At 75.4% G+C, this 20,433-nt stretch carries 17 protein-coding genes; 5 read left to right on the plus strand and 12 right to left on the minus strand.

Going from position 1 to position 20,433, the window contains the following annotated elements:
* Window positions 1-25: 25 nt before the first annotated feature.
* Window positions 26-673: a class I SAM-dependent methyltransferase gene (locus Dvina_RS30710; RefSeq protein WP_246655426.1), complete on the minus strand. Its 648-nt coding sequence runs from the start codon at window positions 671-673 to the stop codon at window positions 26-28.
* 140 nt (window positions 674-813) lie between these two features.
* Entirely contained in the window at window positions 814-1,692 is an 879-nt protein-coding gene (locus tag Dvina_RS30715; protein ID WP_246655427.1) for a LysR family transcriptional regulator, read from the minus strand.
* A gap of 84 nt (window positions 1,693-1,776) precedes the next feature.
* Between Dvina_RS30715 and Dvina_RS30720 the strand changes: the two genes are divergently transcribed.
* The gene (locus Dvina_RS30720) at window positions 1,777-2,415 is read left to right on the plus strand and encodes an alpha/beta fold hydrolase (RefSeq protein ID WP_223092804.1); all 639 of its coding nucleotides are present in this window, start codon (window positions 1,777-1,779) and stop codon (window positions 2,413-2,415) included.
* 80 nt (window positions 2,416-2,495) lie between these two features.
* On the opposite strand, the gene Dvina_RS30725 is transcribed toward Dvina_RS30720, so the two are convergent.
* Complete coding sequence (locus Dvina_RS30725; RefSeq protein ID WP_246655428.1) at window positions 2,496-3,455, minus strand: LysR family transcriptional regulator; 960 nt, start codon at window positions 3,453-3,455, stop codon at window positions 2,496-2,498.
* Window positions 3,456-3,467: 12 nt separating this feature from the next.
* On the opposite strand from Dvina_RS30725, the gene Dvina_RS30730 reads away from it, so the two are divergent.
* Window positions 3,468-4,334 carry a serine hydrolase gene (locus tag Dvina_RS30730; protein WP_223092805.1) on the plus strand — a complete coding sequence of 289 codons (867 nt, stop codon included), beginning with the start codon at window positions 3,468-3,470 and terminating at the stop codon, window positions 4,332-4,334.
* Between the two features lie 73 nt (window positions 4,335-4,407).
* Window positions 4,408-5,349: an MBL fold metallo-hydrolase gene (locus Dvina_RS30735; RefSeq protein WP_223092806.1), complete on the plus strand. Its 942-nt coding sequence runs from the start codon at window positions 4,408-4,410 to the stop codon at window positions 5,347-5,349.
* Window positions 5,350-5,354: 5 nt separating this feature from the next.
* Here the strand turns inward: Dvina_RS30735 and Dvina_RS30740 are convergent, their stop codons facing one another.
* From Dvina_RS30740 to Dvina_RS30755, 4 genes are all read right to left on the minus strand, one after another.
* A complete protein-coding gene (locus tag Dvina_RS30740) occupies window positions 5,355-6,656 on the minus strand; it encodes a carbohydrate binding domain-containing protein (RefSeq protein WP_223092807.1) in 1,302 nt (433 codons plus the stop codon).
* Between the two features lie 109 nt (window positions 6,657-6,765).
* A complete protein-coding gene (locus Dvina_RS30745) occupies window positions 6,766-7,389 on the minus strand; it encodes a hypothetical protein (protein WP_223092808.1) in 624 nt (207 codons plus the stop codon).
* An 83-nt stretch (window positions 7,390-7,472) separates the two neighbouring features.
* The gene (locus Dvina_RS30750) at window positions 7,473-7,898 is read right to left on the minus strand and encodes a MarR family winged helix-turn-helix transcriptional regulator (RefSeq protein ID WP_223092809.1); all 426 of its coding nucleotides are present in this window, start codon (window positions 7,896-7,898) and stop codon (window positions 7,473-7,475) included.
* A gap of 3 nt (window positions 7,899-7,901) precedes the next feature.
* Window positions 7,902-8,330 (minus strand): SRPBCC family protein, encoded by a 429-nt coding sequence (locus tag Dvina_RS30755; protein ID WP_223092810.1) that lies wholly within the window; start codon window positions 8,328-8,330, stop codon window positions 7,902-7,904.
* Between the two features lie 118 nt (window positions 8,331-8,448).
* Between Dvina_RS30755 and Dvina_RS30760 the strand changes: the two genes are divergently transcribed.
* Together Dvina_RS30760 and Dvina_RS30765 are read left to right on the plus strand one after the other, a co-directional pair.
* Entirely contained in the window at window positions 8,449-8,997 is a 549-nt protein-coding gene (locus Dvina_RS30760) for a GNAT family N-acetyltransferase (RefSeq protein ID WP_223092811.1), read from the plus strand.
* Window positions 8,998-9,105: 108 nt separating this feature from the next.
* On the plus strand, window positions 9,106-9,576 hold the full coding sequence (locus Dvina_RS30765) for a 2'-5' RNA ligase family protein (protein ID WP_223092812.1): 471 nt from the start codon (window positions 9,106-9,108) through the stop codon (window positions 9,574-9,576).
* Here the strand turns inward: Dvina_RS30765 and Dvina_RS30770 are convergent.
* From Dvina_RS30770 to Dvina_RS30790, 5 genes are read right to left on the minus strand one after another with little or no spacing between them, the layout of a single operon-like run.
* Window positions 9,571-10,104: a GNAT family N-acetyltransferase gene (locus tag Dvina_RS30770; RefSeq protein WP_223092813.1), complete on the minus strand. Its 534-nt coding sequence runs from the start codon at window positions 10,102-10,104 to the stop codon at window positions 9,571-9,573. The two genes, Dvina_RS30765 and Dvina_RS30770, sit on opposite strands and share 6 nt — an antisense overlap.
* Before the next feature lies 1 nt (window position 10,105).
* A complete protein-coding gene (locus Dvina_RS30775; RefSeq protein WP_223092814.1) occupies window positions 10,106-14,878 on the minus strand; it encodes an effector-associated constant component EACC1 in 4,773 nt (1,590 codons plus the stop codon).
* Window positions 14,875-16,695, minus strand: a complete 1,821-nt coding sequence (locus Dvina_RS30780; protein WP_223092815.1) for a CHAT domain-containing protein — start codon at window positions 16,693-16,695, stop codon at window positions 14,875-14,877. The genes Dvina_RS30775 and Dvina_RS30780 overlap by 4 nt, the downstream gene beginning before the upstream one ends.
* An 11-nt stretch (window positions 16,696-16,706) precedes the next feature.
* Window positions 16,707-18,215 carry a DUF7379 domain-containing protein gene (locus tag Dvina_RS30785; RefSeq protein WP_223092816.1) on the minus strand — a complete coding sequence of 503 codons (1,509 nt, stop codon included), beginning with the start codon at window positions 18,213-18,215 and terminating at the stop codon, window positions 16,707-16,709.
* The gene (locus Dvina_RS30790) at window positions 18,212-20,401 is read right to left on the minus strand and encodes a CHAT domain-containing protein (protein WP_223092817.1); all 2,190 of its coding nucleotides are present in this window, start codon (window positions 20,399-20,401) and stop codon (window positions 18,212-18,214) included. The genes Dvina_RS30785 and Dvina_RS30790 overlap by 4 nt, the downstream gene beginning before the upstream one ends.
* Window positions 20,402-20,433: the final 32 nt, after the last annotated feature.

A 20,433-nucleotide genomic window follows, 5' to 3' on the forward strand; every position in this document is an offset into this window, starting at 1 on the left:
ACGGAACCCTTCCGAGCGAATTCCGCTAATGCAAGGGGGCCCGGGCGAACACGAATGCGCCCTCTTTGTGGGCGTCCGGGTAGTGGCACAGCTCGGCCTCCACGGTGAACCCGGCGTCCCGCAGCAGCGCCGCGACCTGCCCGGACGTGCGCCTGTGCACATAGACGTCCATGGGGTGGCCGCCGTAGCCGTCCGTCTTGTGCCGCGTGCCCGTCCCCGCGTGGAAGGCCAGGAGTGCGACACCGCCGGGCCGCAGGACCCGCCGAAACTCCGCGAGCACGCCGGGAACCTCCGCGTCGGGCACGTGGATCAGGCAGAACCAGGCCAGGAGCCCGCCGAGGGTACCTCCGGCGATGTCGAGCGCGGTCATGGAGCCGACCTCGAAGCGCAGGTCAGGGTGCTCGTCCCGGGCGACGGCGATCATCCCGGGCGAGAGGTCCACACCGAATGCGTCGAGGCCCTGGCGGTACAGATGCCGGGTCAGGCGCCCGGGTCCGCACCCGATGTCCGCGACGGGCCCGCCGCCGGCGCCCCGCACGAGCTCGGCGAAGATCTCGAGGACCCCGCGTTCGTACGGCGCGTCGGCGAGTGCGTCGCCGAGCATCGCCGCATAGCTGACGGCGACGGTGTCGTAGGAGGTCCGGGTCTTCGCGATCCAGTCGGCTTCGGGCACAGAAGGCACGATAACCACTCGCGGCCGGCACCGTCGGCCCGCAGCGTCGCCTCAGCCGGCCGCCGCCGGGTGGGCGCGTGCCCCGCACCGCACGCCACGGGCCGGAGCCGACCGGCCGCGAGCGTACCGGAAACGTGCTTTCACCCGGCCTGGCGGTGGCGGGCGGCCGCGACCTCGATGGCGATCTCGATCGCGCGGGCGGCCAGGGGTGAGTGGGTGCGGCCGGCCGGCCAGAGCAGGTAGATCTCGCGGGGCGGGACCGCGGGCTCCAGGTCGTGGACCGACAGGGTGTCGTCCGCGGCGTCAAGGACCAGGCGGGGCAGGACGGCGGAGCCGATGCCGGCGCGGACCATGGCCAGGACGGCCTCGTTGCTCGTCGTGCGGAAGACGGTGCGCGGCGCCACGCCGGCGCGGGCGAACGCCTCCTCGACGCGGGGCCTGTCGCACACGGCGGGCCAGGCGACCATCGGGGCCCCGTGCAGGGCGGCGAGCGGGACGGGGCCGGCGGGGAACGCGCCGCGGCGGGCGACGAGCGCGTAGGGGTCGTCGAGGAGTTTGCGGTGCTCGACGTCGCCGGTGGTGCGGCCGTCGAAGAACACCAGGTCCAGGTCGTCGAGGCGGGGCGGGTCGGTCTCCTCCTCGAACAGGCGGATGTCGCAGTCCGGGTGCTCCGCGCGCAGCCGCTGCACCAGCACCGGCAGGATCACCGCGGTCAGGCTCTGGAACGTGCCGATGTCGACGCGGCCCTCGCCGGCGCGGAACCGGTCCAGGGCGGCGCTCATCGCGTCGGTGCGCGACAGCAGGTCGCGGGCGTACTGGAGCACGACCCGGCCCAGCGGGGTGATGGTGACCGGCTTCGGGCCGCCGGGCCGGTCGAAGACGGCGCCGCCGACGGTCTTCTCCAGGCCGGCGACCTGCTGGCTGACGGTCGACTGGGTGTAGCCGAGCCGCGCGGCCGCGCGCCCGAACGAGCCCTCGTCGACGATCGCCACCATGGTGGCGAGCTGGCGCAGATCCACACCCCGAATATATCGGAAAAGCCGATCGACACGATCGGAAGCAATCGCTTTTCCGGATGTCCGGGGGCGGGCTAGCGTGAGGTCATGGCCACTTTCGTCCTGATTCACGGTGCCGGCGGCTCGGCCTGGGACTGGCATCTGCTGGTGCCGCAGCTGCGGGCCCGCGGCCACGACGCCGTCGCCCCGGACCTGCCCGCCGATCCGTCATCCGACCTGCACGACTACGCCGACGCGGTCGTGCACGCCGCCGGTGAACGCTCGGGTGTCATCGTCGTCGCACATTCGTTCGGCGCCTTCACGGCACCGCTCGTCACCGATCGCCTGCGGGCGTCGGCGCTCGTGTATCTGTCCGGCATGGTGCCGGCGCCCGGGGAGCGGCCCGCCGATTGGTGGCAGCACGTCGGGCACGAGGGCTGGGCCGACGACGACCCGTTCGTCGTGTTCTACAACGATGTGCCGCGGCCGCTCGCCGAGGAGGGGCTGCGCCGGTCGCGCCCGCACCCGTCCGAGGTGGCCAACGATCAGGTCTGGCCGCTGGCGGCGCTTCCGGCGGTACCCACCAGATTTGTGCTCTGCACGTTGGACAACTGCCTGCCGGCCGCACTGTTGCGCCGGGTCGTGCCGGAGCGGCTCGGCGTCGTCCCCGACGAGTTCGCGGCCGGGCACTGCGCGGCGTTGAGCCGGCCGGCCGCGCTCGCCGACCTCCTGCACGGCTGCGCCTGAGGCGCGCTCGGCGGAGACGCTGCGCCTGCACCCGGCGATCGCTCCCCCGGCCGGGCCGGTGAGATCCGGTCGCGACCGGGTCAGCTACGGGCGCGGTCGAACACCACCGACCAGGGGCCCGGGGCGCCGAGAATGCGGGCCGGGGCGCCGGCGGGCGTCCGCAGCACCGCACCGGCGAGGGCGGCGAACCGGGCCGCGGCCGGGTGCGGGGCCCGCCGGGGCCAGACCGCCGACGTCTCCTGCCACAGCGGGTCTCCGGCGAGGGGCCGCCACGCCACCCGCGGCTCGCGCCGGACCGCGTCCTCGCGCTCCAGGCCCACCCCGAGCCCGGCCAGGACCAGCCCGCACAGGAACTCCGGGTTGCGGGCGTGGCGCACCCGGGCCGGTGCGAGCCCGAGGTCGCGGCACGCGTCGAGCAGGGTGTCGTACCAGGCCGGGGCGGTCGCCCGCGGGAACACCACGAGACCCTGCCCGGCCAGCTGGTCGACGGTGAGCTCGGGCCGCCGGGCCAGGGGTGACACGCGGGGCACGACGACGCCGAGCCGCACCCGGGTGACCGGGCCGTGGTGCAGGTCGGTGGTGTCGACCGGGTGGTGGACGAGGCCGACGTCCAGCCGGGCCGCGGCGAGGAGGTCCAGCTGCTCGGCGGTGGTCAGCTCCTGCAGGTCGACGTCGAGGCCGGGGGCCTGCTCGCCCAGGCGGCGCAGCAGCTCGCCGAGGGCGGCGGCCGGGGTCTCGGGCGGCACCCCGGCGCGCAGCGGGCCGAGGTCGCCGTCGCGGATGCTGTGCATGAGCGCACGCATCCGGCGCTCGGCCGCCAGGAACTGCGGTGCCTCGTCGCGCAGCGCCCGCCCGGCCGCGGTGAGCTCGGTGCCGCGCGGGAGCCGGTCGAAGAGGGTCACGCCGAGCTCGCGCTCGAGGCGGCGCATCGCCTGGCTGAGCGGCGGCTGGGCGATGCCGATCGCCTCCGCGGCCCGCCCGAAGTGCAGCTCCTCGGCGACGACGAGGAAGTACCGCAAGTGCCGCGGCAGGTCCACCATACAGTGCACTGTATGTCGATTGCGGACATCTTCCCCGCCGGGCTCCAGGGCCGGCTGCACGCCTGCGACATCGACTCGGGCCGGGCGGTCGGGCTGGGCGCCGGCGAGCCGGTCGTGCTGTCGTCGATCGTCAAGGTGCTGCTGGTGCTGGAGTTCGCCCGCCAGGTCGCGGCCGGTGTCCTCGATCCGGCCGAGCGGGTCGTGGTCGGCGCCGCGGACCGATTCGGCGGCTGGGGTACCGCGGGCTGCTCCGACGACGTCGAACTGTCCTTGCGGGACTGCGCCTACTTCGCCATGTCCGTGAGCGACAACACGGCGGCCGACGTCCTGCTCCACCGCCTCGGCGGACCCGACGTCCTGGGGCTGCTGGCGGCCGAGCTCGGGCTGGACCGCACCCGGGTGGCCGGGGGGCCGCGGCAGCTGCTCGAGTCGATGTTCGCCGACATCGGGGCCCGCGACGACGCCGAGTTCGCCCGGCTGTTCCCGACGCTGCCGGCGGATCGGGTGGCGGCGCTGCGCGTCTTCGATCCTTCGCGGACGACGGCGAGCACCCCCGAAGACATGACGAGGCTGCTGCGGATGATCTGGCGGGACGAGGCCGGCCCGGCCACGGCGTGCGCGGCGGTGCGCGGGCTGATGGCGCGGCAGATGGCGTGGACGCGGCTGCGGTCGGGATTCCCCGGCGACGTGCGGGTCGCGGGGAAGACCGGGACGCTGCCCGGTCTGGCGATGGAGATCGGGGTCGCGGAGTTTCCCGACGGCGGCCGCTACGCCGTGGCCGTCTTCGTCACCGGCGGCGGCGCGCCCCGCATCGATGTCGACCTGGCCCTCGGCCGCGCCGCCGCCACCGCCGTCGGCATGCTCCGTGACGAGCGCTGATACCCATCCGCATATGGGCCGTTCGGCGCTTCGGTCTTGGACAGCCCGGGCCGGCCTTTGCTTGGGTGGCGCCATGCCCGAGAACCTGGACCTGAACCGCCGAGCCCTGATCCGCACCGCCGTCGCCGGCACCGCCGTGGCCGCCGGCCTCACCGCCCTGGCCGCACCGGCGACGGCCGCCGAGCGCTCCCGCACCGGCACGCTGCGCTGGTTCGGTACGTCGGGCTGGCGCATCGACGTCAACGGCCGGACCGTGCTCGTCGACCCGTACCTGAGCCGCTACCCCACCGGCCTGTTCACCGGCGCGTTCGACCCGGCGACCCCGCTGCAGGTCGACGCCGACGCGATCGGCCCGCGGATCGGCCGCCCGGAGACCGTGCTCGTCACGCACACGCACTGGGACCACTTCAACGACGTCCCGCACATCGCCCGCACCGTCCCCGGCGTCCGCGTCTTCGGCACGCTCACCGCATACCACCTCGCCCTCGCCTCCGGCGTCCAGGCGATCCCGGTGAAGGGCGGCGAAAACCTGGACTTCGGCGACTACACCGTCGAGGTCGTCGCCTCCCTGCACAGCCGCAACCCGGCGTACTCCCTGGCCTTCCCAGGCGTCCGCGTCACCCCGCCCCCGCCGCCGCGGACGATCGCCGACCTCCCGGAGGGCGACACGCTCGCCTACCAGGTCACGATCGCCGGCGGCCCGAAGGTCTTCTTCATGGGCGGCAGCGACTTCGTCGAACGCAACCTCACCGGCCTCGACCCGGACGTGGCGATGCTCGCCCTGCCCTCCGGCGGCGTCGTGCACGACTACACGCCCCGCCTCCTGGCCGCCCTCGGTCACCCGCGCGTGATCGTCCCGGTCCACTGGGACAACTTCGAGACCCCGCTGCACAACCCGCCCGCGGTGGCCGCCGCCGACGCCGCGAAGCTCGACGCGTTCGAGGCCGCGATCCGCCGGGCATCGCCCCGGTCGCGCGTCCTGCGACCGGAGTACGACACGCCGTACACCTTCTGACGCCGCTACTGGATCGTGATGGTCCGCTGCTGCACGCCCCAGCTGTCGGCCTCGGCGCCGGGGAGCCAGACGTCGACGATCTCGCCCTGGATCCAGGTGCCGATGTCGGCGGCGTAGCAGTAGCCGTAGCCGTCGACCTTGAAGCGGGTGCCCCAGGGGATGTAGCGGGTGTCGACGGCGCAGATGCCCAGGGCGGTGTTCATGCCGCTCGCCGTCTGGCCGGCGTCGTTGTAGGAGGTAATCTCGTACTGGAGCCGGGTGCCGGCCGGGATCGCGTAGGGCTGGACGGTGCCGCTGTCGGCGAGGACGTACGGCTGCGACAGTGCGCCGGTGGAGGCGTCGCTGCCGTCGGAGCGCAGGGCCGCGATCGTGTAGTGGGCGTTGCGGCACGGCGCGGTGTCGGTCACGGACAGCGTCGCCTGGCCCCAGTCGTCGACCCAGCCGACGGACTGGCTGTTGCGCCACACCCGGTAGGCCACGGCGCCCGCGACGCGGCTGAACGTGATGGTGACGCTCGGTCCGTGCAGCGATCCGCTCACCGTGGAGGGTGCCGGCAGCCGCCCGGCGAGGCTGATCATCGGCGCCTGGCTCGCCGCGTCGTGGCTGGGGCCGACGGTCCGCACGGGCGGCGTGACGGTCGACCAGAACTGGCAGGCGGCGAGGCCGGCGCCGGGCCCGGTGCCTCCGGTCGGGCTCGTCGGCGGCGTCGGGCTCGGCGAGGCGGTCCGGCTCGGGCTGGCGGCCGGTGAGGCGCTCCTCGACGGTGACGGGCTCGCCGGCGGCGGCGTGGAGGTGGGCGGCGGCGTCGTCGTGGGGCCACCGCCGGCGCCGGAGGTCAGGACGAAGTCGTCGGCGTAGTAGGTGGGCTGGCCGTACCAGCCGTGCACGAACACGGTCACGCTCGTGGTCGTGGCCGAGGTCGTGAACGACGTGGACAGCTGCTGGAAGGCGCCGCCGGTGGACGGGGTCCAGATGCTCGCCCCCGACGCTCCGATGTAGACATAACTGCCGTTGATCCAGGCCGTGAGGGTGTACGTCGTGTTGGGCGAGACCGCTACCGCCTGCGTGCACTGGGCCGTGTCGGCGGCACCGGGGCTGGCCTTGAGCGCAGCCGCTCCGGAGTGCACGGTGCCCGCCGCCGCGCTCACCGTGCCGCTGCACGACCACCCGGTCAGCCCGGACTCGAACCCGGGATCGCCAACCGCATTGGCCCCCGCACTCGCCGGCAGCACCATCGCGGTGATCCCCACCACCGCTGCGACGCTCGCACAGCCGGCCGCGACGGCCAGACCCTTCCACCTACGCATACACAGATGACAGTGGCTCAGCCATCCGAATGTCAAGGTTTGTTAACTGTTCCTGCCGACGATTTATGCCGCGCTTCAGGGGCGCGGCCACCGGGACCATCGTGATCGTCTACGCCCGATCCGCGCGCGGCTTGACGCGGACCAGTCCGGGGAGGTCCTCCTCAGCCGCCCACCGGAAGGCCGTCCGGAGCCCGGCCGGGTCGAGGTGCAGCGCCTCCATGATCGAGTGGTCCAGGTCCTCGGCCAGGACGGCGTCGCCGTCCTCGCCCCGCAGCGCGGCACCGAGGCGGTCCAGATCGACCGGGCCGACGCCGAACGGCGCGAACACCGCCGGATCGGCGCCGCCGGGGCCCTTCGGGTACGGGGCGTCGGCCGGATACTCGACGCCCCCGAGGCGGTACCGGGACGCCCCGTCGCCGTCGATGAACCAGTCGACGAGGAACTCCTGCTCGGAGACGTAGCTGTGGAAGTGCTCGCCGTTGCGGTACAGCTCGATGAAGACGACGTCCGAGTCGACGACGCTGTTGCTCGCGGCCAGGGTCCCCAGCTTCGCGCTGAGCAGCCGGGCGTGGGCGTCGGCATCGGCGTAGCCGTACCCGTTCTCGCGCGGGAGCACGGCCACCCGGCCCGGGCCCGCGGGCAGCAGCCAGGCGTTGCCGCCGAGGTCGGTCAGGGCGCTCACCACGTCGGCGAACTCCCCGACCACCAACACGTTCTGGTACGAAGTTCCCACGCGATCACGATAGAGCGCAGGCCCGTCCGGCGGGAGCGAAGCAGCGCCGCGCGTCGCCGAGCAGGCCGAAGCGTCGGCACCCGTCAGCGGTCGGCGAGTGACCGCAGCGCGGCCAGCAGCGCGGCCGGGTCGCGGACCGGCCCGAAGAACGCCGCGTCGGCCGCCTCCACCGCGGCGACGGCCGCCTGGGCCAGCGCCGCGCCCCGTTCGGTGACCCGCAGGCGGCGGGCCCGGGTGTCGGCCTGATCGACCTCGCGCCGGATCAGCGACTTCGCCTCCAGCTTGCGCAGCACCTGCGAGGTCATCTTCACGTCGGTGCCGGCCTGGGTCGCCACGGCGAGCTGGTTGGGGTCCTCGCCGTGGGAGTTGAGCCACCAGGTGGTGGTCAGCAGCACGAACTGCACGTGGGTCAGGTCCAGCGGGGCCAGCACCGCGGCGATGTCCCGCTGCCAGCGCAGGGTGACGTGCCACAGCAGGAATCCGGGGCTCTCGTCCGGCTGCAGCGGCACGGCTCAGCGCTCCGCGAGCCGGACCAGCGCGGCCACGACGTCGGGGAAGTCGGCCGTGATCGCCGGGCCAAGCTGCGGCCCGACCTGGTCGGCGGCGGGGCCGGTGATCTCGGTGCGGTAGACCACCCGCGTCGTGCCCCGCTCCCCCGGCTCCAGGCGATGGACGGTGCGCACCACGAAGTCGCCCGCGTCCATCTCGTCGGTGAACAGCGTTCCCGGCACCACCTCGGTCAGCCGCATCCGCAGCGGCTCACCGTCCGGCGGCGTCATCGTGAACTCGGTCCCGGCCGCGAACGGGCCGTCGACCTCGATCGCCGCGATGCCCGCGTTCCACCGCGGCCACTCCGCGATCGACGACCAGTGCCGCCAGAGCACCTCGGGTGCCGCGGTCGTCTCCGCACTGTGCTGGTACTCCCACATCGCCACTCCCATGAAATCGCAGATGAACTGCGCAAAGATTATCTGCGCGCAGACTAACTGTCAACGCGGCCGGCGTGGGCCTCGGCCTGCGCCCGGGCTAGGCTGCGTCACTTCGCGAAGGGACACACGCATGACCCCGCTCGACCTGAGCACGTACGACGGCCCGGCCACCCGCGGCGACATCGAGCGGTTCGCCGTGCTCTACCGGGCCGTCTTCACCGCACCGCCCTGGAACGAGGACGAGGCCCGGGTCGACGAGTTCCGCGCCCGCCTCGCCGACGACACCCACCGTCCGGGCTTCCGCGCCCTCGTGGCCCAGCTCGACGGCGACTGGGCCGGCTTCACCACCGCGTGGCCCACGCAGCCACCGTTCCCGACCGGCCGCGCCTACGGGGCCGTCCGCGACCAGCTCGGCCCGGCCCGCACCGACGAACTGCTCCTCGGCGCCCTGGAGATCGACGAGGTCGCGGTCGTCCCGGCCGCCCAGGGCCACGGCGTCGGCGGCCGCCTCCTCACGGCGACCCTGGCCACCGCCCCGGACCGCCGCGCCTGGCTGCTCACCTGGACCACGTCCCCGCAGGCGGTCGGCTTCTACAGGCGTCAGGGCTGGCACCCGGCCGAGCCGAACCCGTCCGCCGCCGAGGAGCTCGTCGTCTTCCTGAGCCCGGACCACCGATAGCACCGAGCGCGCCGATCCGCCGGGAAGGTCGTCGAGGCCGCCCGCGGAGGCCTACGCCCGAGGGGCGCCTGCGCACTCGCGGCGCCGCCCGCATGGTAGGTCTGGTGGGTGCACACCGTCGAACTGCTGCTGGACGAGCGCCTCGAGGCCGAGGTCCGGGCATCGTGGCGGCGGCTGTCGGCTGCCGGGCTGCCGAGCCTCGACACGCACCGGCACCCGACGAACCGGCCGCACCTGACGCTGCTCAGTGCGGCCTCGCTCGCCGGGCTGCCGCCGCTGACGCTGCCGGTCGAGGCGGAGCTGGGGCCGGTGCGCATGCTCGGCCGGGCGCTGGTCCTCGAGGTCCGCCCGGCGCCGGCGCTGCTGCGGCTCCAGGAGCAGGTGTGGGCGGCGCTTGACGGAGGCGATCGGTGGCCCGCGCCGGAGGCGTGGGTGCCGCACGTCAGCCTGGCCCTCAAGGTCCCCGAGGATCGGCGCGCGGCGGCGGTGGGGCTGTTCGGTGACCTGGAGCCGCTGCGCGGGTGGTTCACGGCGGCGCGCAGCTACGACACCGGGTCGCGGGCCGTCGTCGGGCTATGAGGCGGGTGCGGTACGGCGGAAGCGGTGAAACCGCCGGCCGGCCAGCTCGATCTCGCCGTCGGGGCGGAAGCCGAGGCGCCGGACGGCGGCGGCGGTACGGCGGCTCGGTGGCAGCAGGACCGTCACGGCCGGCAGGGCGAGCGGGCCGAACGCCTCGGCGAGGACCCGTTCGGCTATCGCGCGGCCGTGGCCCCAGAACGCCTGGCGCAGGACGAGGGCCAGGTCGGCGTCGCCGTCCTCGGGCTGCAGGCCGCCCCAGCCGGCGAACTCCCCGTCGACCAGGAACGCCCACGGCCCGTAGCCGTGCTCGTGCCACATGGCCTCCTTGGCGGCGACCCAGGCGGTGCACTCCGCGGGGCCGAAGACGCCGGTGGCCAGGGGCATGTGCCGGCGTACCCGGGGGTCGTTCATGAGGTCGATGAGCGCTTCGGGTGCGACCTGGGTGAGCCGGGCCAGCGTGAGCACCCCCGGGACATTACCGGCCGCCGGGCCGGGCTTCGTGACCCCGGGCAGCTGCGGCGGCCGCACGCTAGTCCACCGCACCCAAGCGGCGGACGGCCCGTTCCGCCGCGGCCGGGTCGGCGGTGTCGAGCTCGACGACGCGGTCGCCCAGCTGGATGTTGATCCGGCACCGGCGGCCGCGGCCCGCCGACAGCCAGCCCAGAATCGCGCCGAGGAGGGCGCGGAGCTGCTCCGGTGACTCCGGTGTCGCGCGCAGCGTGTCGGCGACCGGGCCGCTCAGTTCGCCCGGGCGCGGGCCGGCGCCGACCAGGTCGAGGCGGCTGCGCAGGGCCGGGGCGTCCTCGCGCAGCCAGCGGTAGAGGTCGGTCAGGATGAGGCCGGACTCGTCGTCCGGTGTGCTGAGGGCGAAGGTCGGCGGGGCCGGGGTGGACCGCCGGAAACGGACGATCGGCAGCGCATCGGCCGGGACCGCGGCGAACAGGGCGGTCAGCTCCCCCGGGCCGTCGGGGCTGTGGTTCTGGCGCAGCGCGCGGTACAGGTCAGCGGCGGTCGTGCCGGGGCGGATGAGTTCGCGGGCCACCAGCGCAGCGGTCGGGCGTATCGCGCCGGTGGCCACCACCGCCGGGGTGTTGCCGGCCCGCAGGAGCTGGTCGGCGAAGTCGTTGCGCAGCAGGACCTGCCGCATCGCCTCGGTCCGGCGCGGAGGGAGCGGGATGTCGAGGATCACCACCGGTGGCGCGGGCTGGCGGGCCAGCCAGGCGTCGAGCACCGTGACGCCGAGCGGAGCCGGGCCCTGGTCGTCGAAGTCGTAGTAGCCCGTGATGCCGCCGAACGAGATGCGCGGTACCCCGGCCGAGTCCTCCATGATGCCCTGGACGTAGACGACGGCGCCCGGGCCCTCCCGCAGGCCGAGCACCGGCATGAAGCCGGCCAGGTCCAGGTCGTAGGAGGCGCGCCCGGTGAACTCGCGGGGCCCGTGCGACGAGCTGACCGGCTCCAGCACCACGGCCGCCGGATACTCGCCGTCCGGTCTGGGGCCCCAGGGCAGCTCGCGCACCGCCGGCCAGAAGCTGTCGAACCGGGCCGGGTCACCCGCGCCGGTCTCGGCCGCGATCCGCTCGGCCTGGCGCCGGTACGGCGAGCCCGGCCCCTCCTCCGCCGCCGAGCGCCAGCACCAGCCCCCGTCGTCGCGGGCCGGCAGGAACAGCTCCCACGGGACCGTCGCGAGCCGGCCGTCGTGGGTGACGAGCCGCAGCTGGCGCGGCCCGGTGTCGCCGAGGTGCCGCAGCCGGTCGACGAGCCCGGAGGAGTGCGGCTCGGCCAGGAACCGGGACAGGTCGTGATAGGCCGCGTCCAGCAGCGCAGCGACGAACGGATCGGCCGGCCCGAAGAGCTCGGCCGCCGTGTCGGCAACGCGCAGCGACACCCGACCGTCGCCGGTGAGCGCCAGGTCCACCCGGACGCCCCAGGCCGCCAGGTCGTCGTCGGCCGCGGCCCAGTCGGGCGTCGCCACGGCGACGGGCCCGCCGGTGCGCCGCCGGTACCACGCATGCACCGCCGGGAACTGCTCCAGCCCGGGCAGCGCCGCCGGTACACCGGGCGGCGGCAGGGTGCCGCACCGCACGGCCAGGTCCGTGTACGCCACCCAGGCGTAGGGCGCCGCCAGCTCCACCGCGGCCGGCCAGGCCACGTCCAGCGCCTCCGCCGGCCCCCGGGTCAGCCGGACCACGTCGGCGTGGTGCAGTGTCCACAGTGGCCCGCGGCCGCCGGCGCAGAGGGCCAGGAGCCGATCATCCGGCAGCGGCTCCGATCGCCGGTGCAGCCAGCCGAGCCGGAACGCCCGGGCCGCGGGAGGCTGCACGAGGCCGAGCGTCTCGTACAGCGCCGCCAGGAACGCATCCGAGGTGGTCAGCGCCAGCCCGGCCGTCGCCACCGTCAGCCGGTCGACGCCGGCCACCTGCGGCAGGAGCCGGTGCAGCGGCTCGACGTCGCCGGCGACAAGCGCGCGCAGCACGGTCCGGCGCACCGCCTCCGGGTGCTCGTCGGCGACCGTGAGCCGCTGGGCGTTGCCGAGCCGCGCCTGGGCCGCCCGGAAGCCGGGGCCGGCCGCGAGGCACACCTCGACGGCGTCCAGCAGTGCGGTCAGGGCGGCCGGCACGTCCCGGCGGCCCAGTGCCTCGTCGTAGAGCCGGTCGAACAGCGCAACGGCGTTGTCGAACTCGTGGAGATCGCACAGCGCTCGCGCCCGGGCCCGCAGCACCTCCGGCCCGTCCCGCCCGTCCAGCAGCCGGACGGCCTCCTCGGGCCGGGCGGCCCGCCGGCCCGCCTCCGCGCGCAGCACGACCGCACGGTCCGACCGGTCGGGGCGCAGCATCTCCTGGGCCTCGACCGGCGAGCCACCGGCCAGCAGCAGCGCCGCCGCGGGCAGCCGCAGCCGCTTGTCACCGAACCGCCGCACGATCGCCAGCGGGCCCGCCGTGTCCAGCAGCCGGTCGGCGTCCGCCGCGAGGCGTTCGACGAACATCACCCCGGACGGCGGCAGCACGCTCAGCCGCCCCAGCTCGGCCCAGGCCCGCTCGGGCCGGCCCAGGCCGGCCTCGATCTCCGCCCGCAGCACCACGATCTCGGCGTCGTCGCCGGAGGGCAGCGACCCGCGGGCCGAGTCGAATGAGCCTTTCGCCACCAGTGACGCCGCGTGCGCCGACCGGCGCGCAAACCCGCCGGCGGCCCGGGTCAGGTCGCGATCGACGTGGTCCCAGCGGTCGGCCCGGCCCGTGGAGCGCATGAGCAGCGCCTCGGCCCAGGCCCGTTCGGCGTGGGCAGCCGCCTGCCACCGCCGCGGCACCAGGTGCACGACGTCCGCATGCAGCAGCTCGTCGCACAGCCGGATCACGCCCAGCGGATCGCCGGCCGCCGCCACCGCCGCGCGCCACCGCTCCTGCGCCGCCCGCGGGTCGAGGTGCAGCCGGTGGTAGACCTCCTCGGCGGTCCACTGTGGAGCGTTACCGGGGTCCTCGGCCGCGCGCCGGGCGAAGAACGCGGCGGCGTCCGCGTGCAGCCGGGCGAGGACGGACTGGCCCTCCAGCAGCCGCCGCATCGGTTTGGCGAATGTCGGATGGAACACCACGGTGGAGTCGTGCCGGCCGACCCAGGAGCCCTCGACCGCGTAGTCCAGCAGCCGCTCCCACAGCGCGTCGAAGTCCGGCGCCGCCAGCCCGGCCGGGAAGGTACCCCGCTGCGCCGACTCCGGGTCGCGGTCCGGCCGGTCGTCCTCGGTGCCCGCCAGCGCGGCCCGCAGATGCGGCATCACCACCGCCTCGGCCAGGTCGCGGGAGAGCCGGCGCGGGACGACGCCGTAGCGCACGAACCACTGCAGCCCACCGTCGATGCGATCGACGACCCGGTCCAGGCACCAGGCCACCTCCGGGTCGACGGCCGCCAGCTGCGCGGCGGTGATGTCCGGCGTGTACGTCACCAGGTCGGCGTACACGCCGAGCAGCCACGGCACCCCCTCGGCCCGCTCGACGATCACGGCCCGCAGCGGCGCCGGCTCCACACCGCGCCGGTCCCGCAGGTAGTCCTGCGCCTCCGCCGCGCTGAACGGCTCGACCATCAGGGGCTTCCACCCCAGGTCGCGCACCGAATCGGTCTGCCGGTCCTCGGCCGCGGTGCGCCGCCCGGCGACGACCAGCCGCAGCGCCGGCACCGCCGCCACCGTGTCGCGCAGCAGCCGCAGCAGGTCGCCGAGCCGCTCCCCGCGCAATGCCGGCTCCTCGAACGTGTCGAGCACGACGAGCACCGGCCCGGCCGGCCCGCCCTCGTCGAGCGCCTCCCGGAACAGCTCGCGGACCAGGTCGGCGTCCGGTGCCGGCGGCGCGGTGGCGGTGCTCGGCGGCAGCAGCGACGCGAGCGCCCGCTCCGCCTCGGTGGGGAGCAGGCCCGCCCGGACCGCGTCGAACGAGGTCAGCAGCTCCTGGAACGGTGCTCCAGGACACTGGGGGTTGAGCTGCCGGGCCCATTCCAGCAGTACCAGTGCCGGATGTTGCAGGATCGCGAACACGTCGGTGAAGTCGAAGTCGATCAGGGCGCACGGCACCCGGTCGGGGACGCAGCGGTGCGCGATGAACCGGTGGATGCTCGTCGACTTACCCATCCCGCCGGAGGCGTACAGCCGCAGCGCCCGGTGCCGCGGACCGCCCGGGCCGTCCCCGGCGGCCGCGTCCGGCGGGTCGGCCAGCAGCCGCTCGAGCGCGGCGTCGACGGCGCGGCGGGCCTGGTAGCGCTGGGTCCGCCGCCAGCTCGGCAGCCACAGGGTCCGGGCCCGCAGGTGCCGGGCCCGGTCGGCGCAGAGGGCCAGCAGCTCCGGCCCGGCCAGGTCGGTCAGTTCGGGGCTGGTGACGATGTCGAGGAGGTCCTGGCAGCCGGGCAGGTTCAGTGCCGCGTCCCGGGCCGCGAACAGCTCGGCGAAGCGCTGCCGGGCCGACTGCGGGTCGGCGATGATCAGGGCGCGCAGGCCCAGGTCGGCCCGCTCGTCGGCGCACTCGGTTGCCAGGCTGCCGGCCAGCTCGGCCAGCGCCGGCGGCACCGGGCGGCCCAGCGGGGCGAGCCCGGCGTCGGTCCACCAGGAGGCCAGGCCGTCGCGCCGCATCGGCTCCGGGACCCGGAACCGCCGGCCGGTGCTGGAGGTCGGCTCGATGCAGCGCGAGGCGACGAGCTCGGGCAGCGGGCGGCCGTCGCCCTGCAGTACCGCCGCGTAGACCTCGGCGTCGAAGGCGTCCGGCACGCTGCAGCGGCGGATCACGGAGCGGTCCGCGGTCGACAGCGTGGTGAAGGCGCTCACGACTCCTCCACGTCCAGGACCGCGCGCCGGGCCTGCCCCTCGGCGTCCACGAGCTCGTAGGCCCGCACCCGGGCCAGGGCGTCGGGTTCGGCGCGGCCGCCGGCCCACTGCTTGATCCGGCGCGTGATCGAGTGCCACTGATCCTCGGTGGGGGCCTTCTCGCGGTACCGGCTCAGCCCTCGCAGTCGCACACAGAACTCGTCGGCCAGGCGGACCACGTCCTCCCGGTGGAACAGCTGCACCTCGACGTCGCCGCGGCTGCGCAGCGCGGCGTCGAAGCGCCTGTCGACGAGCACCAGCCGGACCCGTCCGAGCTCGCCCTTCGCGGCCGGCACGATCAGGCGGGTCAGCACGTCGGCGTCGCCGGCGACGGGCGTGAACGGGTCGATGACGAGCACGATCCCCGCGGCCGGGACCGCCGCCTCCGCGAACGTGGCGAACAGCCCGGCCACCCGGCCCGGGTCGAGGGGGTCGTCGCTGGGGCGCACGACGCCGACGGCCGGTGCGGCGCCGTCGAGCGCGGCCCGGAACCGCTGCGCCGGGCCGGCCGCCTCCGGCCCGACCTCCGCCTCGACCGCGGCCACCATCCGGCGCAGCAGCCCGGCGTAGTCGAGCCGCCCGTCGGCCTCGATGGCGGCGGCCGGCGTGCCGTGGACCCGCGCGGTGAGCATCGTCCACTGCGCGACGGTGCTCTTGCCGGCCTTCGCCTCGCCGTGGATGGCCAGCAGCCCGCTGGCGTCGCGCAGCCAGCTCCACACCGCGCGGCGCACGTCGCAGCGGTCCACCATCTGCCGGATCGTGTCGGACGCCGGCTCGGGTACCGCCGCCAGCAGTGCTACCGCATCACCGGGCCGCGTGACCCGCAGCGCGTGCTCGGGCGCGGTGGCGACGGTCAGGACCGGCACCGCCCACTCGTGGTCGCGGAACCGCGGCCGGCTCCACAGCAGCCGGGCGCGGGCCCGGGCGACGGCCACGTCGACCGGCACCGCCTCGGCCAGCGCGCCGTAGAGTTCGCGGGCGAACGCGACGCCGGCCTGGGCCCGCACGTCGCCCTGGGTGGTGACGACGGCCGGAACTCCGGCGGTCAGGAAGGCGGCGCCGACGCCGCGGACGGCGGCCGTCTCCCCCGCGGTCCGGCAGGCGTTGAGCACGACCAGGCGCGGGCACGGCAGCTGGTTGCTGGCGATGACGGCCGGGTTGATGGACCAGCCGCTCTCGACCCGCAGCTGGGCCCGGCCGCCCGGGCGCTGCTCACCGTGGCCGATGAAGTGCAGGATGTGCCGTTCGGTGCGCATCGCCGCGATGAACTCGTCCATCGCCGGTTCGATGAGCACCTCCACGTTCCAGCAGGCGGGCAGGCCGCTGACGGCGTGGTAGATGGCGTCGATCTCGGCGGCCACGCCCAGGTCGCCGGTGCGGTCGGCGTCGCCGGCCACCACCAGCATCTCGACCGGCGCGCACAGCGGCGCGGGTGGCTCCCGGTCGGCGACGACGCGGGCCGCCGGGCGGTGCTCGCCGCCGAAGAGCCAGGCGTCGTCGGGCGCCTGCATGAGCTCCCACGGCAGCGCCAGCACCTGGGGTGCCGCATCGGCGAGGTCGAGCAGCAGGCGGGCGCCGTCCTCGGGGGTGGCCGCGCCGGCGCCGAACAGCGCGTCGAACAGCCCGCGCCCGACGGCCGACAGCCGGTCCTCGTCGGCGCTGCGGTCGATCTGGATCTGGTACTTCCCCAGCTCCGCCAGCGCCACGACGCGCTCCGGGGCGCCGTCGACCGCGACCCGGACGGCATCGTCGCCGCCGGGCCGCACCGTCACCCGCACCGTGTGCACGCTCAGCCGCCCAGCCAGCCGACGATCCGCTCCCGCACCTGCGGATGCCCGAAGAACCCGGTGTGCGCGGTGAACGGCGGCCCGCCCACGACATGGAACGGCTCGTCCACGATGTACCGGCCGGCCCGGTACACCCCCTCGGTCGGCACCACGAGGTCGTTGGGCGCGGCGAAGAGCAGGTCGACCAGGCCGTCGAGGGCGCGCAGGGGCAGCGCCGCGCCGTCGCCGGGCTCGAAGTCGGTGGTCGCCGCGAACACCCGCGTCGACCCGGGGCGCGGGCCGGCGTTGAGGGCGGTGAGCCAGTCGCCGTCCGGGCTCATCGCGGCGATGCCCGGCAGGCCCTGGTGCGCACCGGTGGCGAGGTCCTTCACGATCTCCAGCACCACGTCGACGACGGTCCCGGTGGCGTCGTCGAGGAACAGGGTGGCCAGGTTCGTCACGACGTCGAGCAGCGCGCGCAGCTTGTCGGTGCGGGCCAGCACCGTGCCGGCGTTGGGCACGGCCACGTGCACGAGCCGCTCGACGACCGGCACCGGCCGCCCGGCCGTCGCCGCGACGCCGGGGTCGCTCAGGACCCGCGACACGAGCCCGCCGCGGGAGTGGGCCACCACGTCGAGGCGCACCGGCCGGTCCGCGGGCAGCCGCCGTAGCAGCCAGGCGACGTTGTCGACCGGCCGCTCGTGCAGCGTCGGATGGTCGAAGACCAGGATCCGGCCCTGGTACCGCTTCAGCAGCCTCCCCATCGCGTCGGCATCGGCGGCCAGGCCGGCGAACCCGGAGTGCCCGACGCTGAAGGTCCCGTGCACCAGCAGCAGCACCGGGTCGTCGGCCCCGCGGAACCAGTCCGCGTCCACCATGGACAGTCCGGACCGGGCGGTCGGGTCGAAGTACCCGGCGCCGGCGTCCCACAGGCCGTAGGGCCGGTTGCGCTCCTCCCAGCGCCGGGCGAGCGAGGCCGCGACCCGCCCGGCCGCCCACTCGATCGGAAACCGCAGCAGGTGCAGGATCTTCCGGCGGCCGAAGTCGAGCAGCCCGCGCTGGGTCGCCGGCCCGGTCTGCAGCTCGTACTGCTCGACCGGCACCGCGAACGTCTGCCCGTCCCCGGGCCCGCGCTGCGCCGGTCCGGCCGCGCCGTCCGGCTCGGCGATGTGCCACCGCAGGACCCCGGCGCCGTCGACCTCGAGCAGCACCTGGCCCTCGTCCGGGCGGTCCGGGAACGGCACGGTGACGTCGAGCCGGGCCGGCTGGGCCTCGGCCCGCACGCCGATGGCCGGCGCGGCCGTGGACTGCAGGTCCTCGAACGTCAGGGTCAGGTCGAGGCGCAGCCCGGTGCGTTCGAGCGCGGCGTCGAGCCGGGCCGCGTCGTCCGCGTCCAGGCCGACCGGCAGGCCGCCGCCGCGGACCCCGCCCGGCCCGGCCTCCTGGGGGTCCGACACGGTGCCGGAGGTCTCGTGGGCGGCGATGGTGACGCCGGGCAGCAGCACCACCTCACCGGGCGCGAACGACCTCATTGCCGATCCTCCATGGGGTTGACGGGCCCGCGCCAGGTGACACGCAGCCGCGGATGGCCGAAGAACAGGTACGCGAGGCGCGACGGGTGCCGCCCGGCGGCGGCCCGCTGGCCGCGCAGGTAGGCGGCCGGAGACTGCCCGGCGAACACCGCTTGATAGAAGCCGGTCCCGATGTCGTACGCGACGTCGTCATCGACCTTCCACAGCGGCGCGAGCACCGCCCCGACCCCCAGGCCGGTGAACGCGGCCGCCATCCCGGCCGACCGGCCCAGCGAGTCGTTGGCCTGCCCGAGCTGGCAGGCGTTGAGGAACACCAGCCGGCCCCCGAACCGCTCGACCCCACCGACCTCGCTGGAGGTCAGGTAGCCGTCGGTGAGCAGCAGCCCGTCGCTGATCCCGAACGCGTCGAACCGGCCGTGGATCGCGAAGTGCACGATGTCGTACGCCGGATCGGCGTCCAGCAGGGCGGCCACCGCCTGTTTCGTGGCGTCCACCGGGGTGCAGGTGTAGGCCCGCCGCAGCTGCTCGGCCTCGGCCCGGGCCTTCGGGAGGTCCTCGCGGGTGTAGGTGCCGCAGACGGCGGCCATGGTCGCCGCCTCGATCCGGGCCGGCGGCACCTTCACCTGGTCGCGGCCGACACCCGTGAGCCACCGGCCGATCCGGGCGTAGCCGCCGAGGACGTCCTGGCCGGGCTCGCGCAGGTCGCGGGGCACCTGGGCGAGCTCCCACGGCACATACGGGTCGACCGTCGCCAGCATCACCGCCGCCCCGGCGCCGACCGCGCGCAGCGCGCCCCAGACCGGCTCGGGGATCGCCTCGGCGACGGTCCGGCCCAGGTCCCGCAGCAGCGCGTCCGGGTCGGCCTGCCGCCGGTCGATGTTGCGGTAGGCGTTGGCGGTGAACTCGCCGAGCTTCTGCCCGACGGTGCCGAGGACCGGTTGGCGCAGCGTCACGCCGGGCCGGGGTGACAGGACCGTCCAGGCGAGCTGGTCGGGCCGGTTGGCCTCGCCGACCACCAGGTAGAGGTCGGCGGCGTCGGCCGAGTCGGCGTCGAGCGTCCACGCGGTGGTCGCGCTCGCCGGCGCCACGGCCGCGCGCAGCCCGTGCGGCTCGGCCGGCGCCGGTGTGCCGGCCGGCCGGACCTCGACGCTGCGCCAGGCGACGCCGAGCAGCTGGCCGCCGATGTGGAAGCTCGCCTGGATCTGCCGGCTCGCGTTGTAGGCGGGGTCGTCGACGGCCATGATCCGCACCGCCTCGACGGGCAGCGGATCGTCCTCGACGACGTGCAGGGTCACGGTCTCGCGCACGGTGCCGAGCATCCGGAACCCGTTGAGACTCAGGCTCACGGTGACGTCGACGTCACCGGGCGGCAGCGTCAGCGGCCCGGGCGCGACGGTGCCACCGGCGGAGGTGTCGGCCGCGGACAGCCCGACCTCGAGGAAGAACGGCACGGCCGCCTCGACCTGGGCCGGCGCGCCGAGCAGCGGGTGGGCGATCCGCGGCGCCCGCGGCCGGTCGTCCCCGGCGGCCGGCAGCACCTCCCCGTCGGCCTGCGGGTCGAAGATGGCGGGGCCCCACTCCCAGGCGCGGCTCGCGCCGCGGGCCTCGGCGCGCACGACGGCGAGATGGCGGAAGTCCGGGCCGAGCCGCACCGCGACGTCGGTGTCGACCCGGCCGACGTGCGGGGCGACCCGGGCCAGTGCCGGCAGCATCCGGGGCAGCTCCGTGCGGTCCATGGTGAGCAGCACCTCGTCGGCGGCGACGAACGACAGCGCGGCGCCGGCGGCCCGCGGCTCCGCGTCGATGTCGATCGCCGGCATCCCGGCGAGGCCCCCGGTGACCTCGGCCACCGCGGCGATGCGCCGGACCGCGAGGTGCAGCGCGGCGTCGGGCCGGGCCCGGTCGAGCAGCCGCTCCAGGAGCCGGTCGAGCAGCCGGCGCAGCGCCGCGTCGTCGAGGCCGCGCAGCGGCGTCAGGTCATCGGGGAACGCGGGGTCGTCGAGCCGCTCGACGATCCGGCGGGCGAGGTCGCGGCCCCGGGCCGCCTCGGCCGGGTCAGACACCCGGCCCGCCCCGCCCTCGGCCGGCAGATCGCGCAGCACGGCGGCGGCCGCCTCCCGGACCCGCACGTCGAGCAGGCCGGACCCGGCCAGGAAGGACAGCACGTCCCTGGGCGATTCGCTCATCTGCTCCCTTCCGGCCACGAACCGGATGACCG

It is taken from the genome of Dactylosporangium vinaceum, from assembly GCF_019904175.1.
Lineage (GTDB): Bacteria > Actinomycetota > Actinomycetes > Mycobacteriales > Micromonosporaceae > Dactylosporangium > Dactylosporangium vinaceum.

What these genes read in the sequence shown, in the direction of transcription:
- Dvina_RS30740 (WP_223092807.1), bottom strand. Translation starts at nt 6,656, where the DNA reads ATGCGTAGGTGGAAGGGTCTGGCCGTCGCGGCCGGCTGTGCGAGCGTC.
- Dvina_RS30720 (WP_223092804.1), top strand. Translation starts at nt 1,777, where the DNA reads ATGGCCACTTTCGTCCTGATTCACGGTGCCGGCGGCTCGGCCTGGGAC.
- Dvina_RS30755 (WP_223092810.1), bottom strand. Translation starts at nt 8,330, where the DNA reads ATGGGAGTGGCGATGTGGGAGTACCAGCACAGTGCGGAGACGACCGCG.
- Dvina_RS30725 (WP_246655428.1), bottom strand. Translation starts at nt 3,455, where the DNA reads ATGGTGGACCTGCCGCGGCACTTGCGGTACTTCCTCGTCGTCGCCGAG.
- Dvina_RS30785 (WP_223092816.1), bottom strand. Translation starts at nt 18,215, where the DNA reads ATGAGGTCGTTCGCGCCCGGTGAGGTGGTGCTGCTGCCCGGCGTCACC.
- Dvina_RS30790 (WP_223092817.1), bottom strand. Translation starts at nt 20,401, where the DNA reads ATGAGCGAATCGCCCAGGGACGTGCTGTCCTTCCTGGCCGGGTCCGGC.
- Dvina_RS30760 (WP_223092811.1), top strand. Translation starts at nt 8,449, where the DNA reads ATGACCCCGCTCGACCTGAGCACGTACGACGGCCCGGCCACCCGCGGC.
- Dvina_RS30730 (WP_223092805.1), top strand. Translation starts at nt 3,468, where the DNA reads ATGTCGATTGCGGACATCTTCCCCGCCGGGCTCCAGGGCCGGCTGCAC.
- Dvina_RS30735 (WP_223092806.1), top strand. Translation starts at nt 4,408, where the DNA reads ATGCCCGAGAACCTGGACCTGAACCGCCGAGCCCTGATCCGCACCGCC.